Annotated in this window: 3 protein-coding genes; 1 reads left to right on the top strand and 2 read right to left on the bottom strand. The window is 58.8% G+C overall.

Annotated features, from left to right (window positions below; genetic code table 11):
• The first annotated feature begins 591 nt into the window (after nucleotides 1–591).
• Entirely contained in the window at nucleotides 592–1,158 is a 567-nt protein-coding gene (locus ABYV89_RS15725; RefSeq protein ID WP_432823882.1) for a HEAT repeat domain-containing protein, read from the top strand.
• Between the two features lie 79 nt (nucleotides 1,159–1,237).
• Here the strand turns inward: ABYV89_RS15725 and ABYV89_RS15720 are convergent, their stop codons facing one another.
• Both ABYV89_RS15720 and ABYV89_RS15715 read right to left on the bottom strand, forming a co-directional pair.
• Nucleotides 1,238–2,575 (bottom strand): HD-GYP domain-containing protein, encoded by a 1,338-nt coding sequence (locus ABYV89_RS15720; protein ID WP_432823881.1) that lies wholly within the window; start codon nucleotides 2,573–2,575, stop codon nucleotides 1,238–1,240.
• Nucleotides 2,565–3,374: HEAT repeat domain-containing protein (locus ABYV89_RS15715; RefSeq protein WP_432823880.1), on the bottom strand; the 810-nt coding region annotated here is incomplete at its 5' end. The genes ABYV89_RS15720 and ABYV89_RS15715, both read right to left, overlap by 11 nt.

The following is a 3,374-nucleotide window of genomic DNA, read 5'->3' as shown; positions in this document are numbered from 1 at the left end:
AGGTACGTCAAATGGCGGACTACTCTTGACTGAAAGGCCGGTTGGATGGGTGGCTTGTCGGTTTGGCTCGGAGAAAATCGTTTTGCCGAGGTTTTTGGGGGTGACTCTTTTGAAGCGATCAGTACGAGTGAGCTGTCAGATTTTTGCGGGAATGGATGCGACGATTAGCTGTAAATGTACCTTTTAACTGTGTTATGTTATGCGGACATCGTGCTTTAGCCCTTAGATAGATTGTGTCCCCAGTTCGGGCAGGTATAAGGTCGGTGTATCTGCGGGCGCCCATTGGGGGTTTTTCTGGGAGATCCGCAAGGAGAGTCGAGTGATCTGCTTTTCTCAGCGGGGCGAGTGAGAACAAATGGGGAAATCTCCCGGAATTCTGGGACGAACTGTTCTATGCGATAGCGCCAATCGAAAAAATAGGCTGAGGAAAGTGGGCTCGCAGGACGCGCTGGCGCCGGCGGATGGATAGTCCGGCAGGCACTTGGCTAATGCCAGATGTTTTAGCGAGAATGTGACAACAACTATCTTAAGTTACCGTGGCAGCGCTCTGGTTTCATGGGCTGCTGTCAGGTCGTAAATGGCGGGTGCGAAATGCTTGAAGATCGAAAAAAAGCACTGCGAAACAGCCTGAAAGATCCGGATGAAGGGGTGCGCCAGGCGGCCGCCCGGTCGCTGGAATCCCTCGAGTCTGCTCTTGACCTGGGCAAGATCCTGGATCTTCTCAAGGGCGGAACCCGCGGTCAGCGGGTCAAGGCGCTGTTCGCGCTCGAACGGATCAACTCGCCCGAGGTTTTTCCGCCTCTGCTGGCGGCGCTGACCTTTCCCGACGAGGATATCCGGGCGACGGCGGTGCAGGTGCTGGGCAAGAAAAAGAATCCCAAGGTGCTCGGTAACCTGGTCAAGGCGCTTTCCGATTCACACCCGGCGGTCCGGGTGCATGTCGCCGAAGCTCTCGGGCAGTTTTCTGACCCGCGTCTGGTCCCCTACCTGGGGGCCGTGCTGAAGGAGCAGGATCTCGAACTGGTCAAGTCGGCGATCCGATCATTGGGAGCAATTGGTTCCGGGGCAGCGGAAGCGGCGCTGCTTCCGCTGCTGTCACACGCGCAGCCGGAGGTTCGCAGGGAAGCCGCTGCTGCTCTCGGTGAACTGGAATCTTAGCACGAAGCTTGGTTCAATTTTAAAGCCGGCCCCTCGGGGTTGGCTTTTTTGTATGTAGTTCCGGCAAGCGTCCCTTTGGTTACTCGAAATAGTCCGTAACCTCGATCCCCTTGACGAAGGGGTCGACCTCGGCGACGATGCGTTCCGACTCGCTGCCGACCAGCTCCACCGGGATCGGTTCATCCAGCTTTTCTCCCGACGAGGAGAAAATGATTTTTAGCTCCACAACATCCCTGCCCAGGTTGCCGACGCGGGCGACCACGCCGATCTCGTTGCTGTCCAGACGCACCAGGCTGCCGACCGGATAGGGGCCGAGCGAGGTGATCAGTTTTTCCAGCAGTTCGGGGTGCAGCGCCGATCCAGACAGCTTCCGCAGCGTTTCGACGGCAACGCGGGGGGTCATCGGCCGCTGGTAGGAGCGCAGGGTGGTCATGGCGTCGTAGGTGTCGGCAATGGTTGTCATGTCGGACAAAATTGAAATTATTTTGCCGCGGGCGTCGACCGGATAGCCGCTGCGGTCATAGCGCAGGTGGTGGCCGAGGACGATGTCAAGGACTTCGCCGGGGATGTCTTCCATCTCGCCGGCAATCTCGGTTCCCGAGGCCGGGTGCTTCTTGATCTCTTCATATTCCTCGGTGGTCAGCCTTCCCGGTTTGTTGATGATCTCCTTGTCGATGATCAGTTTGCCGATGTCGTGCAGCAGGGCGCCGAGGCCGAGGGTGCGCAGCTTGTCCTCCGGCAGGCCGCAGGCCTGACCGACCGCCAGGGCGATGACCGACACGTTCACCGAATGGGTAAAGGTGTAATTGTCGTAATCCTTGAGCATCGACAGCGCCATCAGCGCATGGGGGTCGGCGAGGGTCGATTGAACCATGCTGTTGACCACGCTGTGAGCTTCTTTCGAGGATGGGATTTTGCCCAGGCGCACATCGCTGAAAATCTGGCTGACCACCTGGAGGGCGCGTTGGTAAATCTTGCGGGGGGCCTGGATCTCTTCTTCGTCCTCCTCTTCCCGGTCGGCTATGAGGCGAATGTGACGCACCCTCCGGGTCGCAATGGCTTGAACCAGGCCCTGTCCGGCCAGGTGTTTTTCCGAGAGGAGCTGGAAAAAGAGCTGGATCTCGTCCGCGGTTAATCCCGACTGGAACTCGAAGCCTTCGAGCTCCCTTTCCGTGAGCAAGGCAGTGATCTCCTCGACGGCCGGTTCGTTGGCCACAAACAGATGTTTTTCGAAGAACAGTGTTCCTTCGAGCAGGCCGATCTTGAGTTGCTTCTTTTCGCGGAACAGAACCTGGAAATCCTGCATCAGGTTTTCCGCCTGTTTCTTGATGGCCGGGTGAGCGGCAGGATAGAGGCGCAACCCCTTGTAGGCTCCCGAAATCCCGTAAATGATTTTTTTTAGCTGATCAGGGGACATTGGTGGTGGTCTTTCCGATTCGGTTGAGAGCCAACAGGGCGGCGCGGGCCACCTGCTCGGAGCGGTCTTCAGTCGCCTTGTGCAGCAGGGCCAGGGCATCCTGCGAACCGATTTTGCCGAGAGCCAGGGCGGCGGCCGCGCGCAGTTCGTTGTCCCGCGAACCGAACCAGAAGCGGCGCCGTTTTAAAATGGCCTTGAGTTGGGGAACGGCATCGCTGGAGCCGATCTGGCCCAAGGCATTGATGGCCTCTTTTTTTTCATCGAGCCGGCGGTCTTTGCCGTCCCGCTGGCTCGCCAAATCGAGCAGGGCCGGCAGGGCCGCGGTGCATTTGAGCGCGCCGAGGGAAAGAATCGTCTGCCGGCGCATGTCCCTGTCTTCGCAGTCGAGGATCTGCAGCAGCGTCCCTTCGGCGCTGCGGCCGCCGATTTTGGTCAGGGCGCGGATGGTCTCACGGCGCACCCGGATGTCTTCGTGGGCGAGCATCGGGACCAGGTGGGGGGTGGTCTGCTGATCACGGATTTCACCGACGATGCCGATGGCGTTGCGCACCACGAACCAGCGCGAGTCTTTGAGGTATTCGATCAGCACCGGACAGGCCGTAGGGCCGAGGCGGATCAGCGCGGCGCCAAGGATTTTGCGGGACTGCGCGTCAGTTTCCTCGGCCAGGTGCTGAAGCAGGTGTTTTTCGATTTTTCCGCGAAAGCAGACGACCAGAGACAGCAGGCGTTCCCGGGATTCGCGGACATTGCTCTTCTGGCAGAGGGATAAGACCAGAAAGTCGATCAGCTCCTCTCTGGT

The sequence above is a fragment of the Trichloromonas sp. genome, from assembly GCF_041583255.1.
GTDB lineage: Bacteria > Desulfobacterota > Desulfuromonadia > Desulfuromonadales > Trichloromonadaceae > Trichloromonas.
The sequence above is the reverse complement of the archived record's forward strand: the minus strand, read 5'-3'. Positions and strand labels throughout refer to the sequence as shown.

What these genes read in the sequence shown, in the direction of transcription:
- ABYV89_RS15725 (WP_432823882.1), top strand. Translation starts at nt 592, where the DNA reads ATGCTTGAAGATCGAAAAAAAGCACTGCGAAACAGCCTGAAAGATCCG.
- ABYV89_RS15720 (WP_432823881.1), bottom strand. Translation starts at nt 2,575, where the DNA reads ATGTCCCCTGATCAGCTAAAAAAAATCATTTACGGGATTTCGGGAGCC.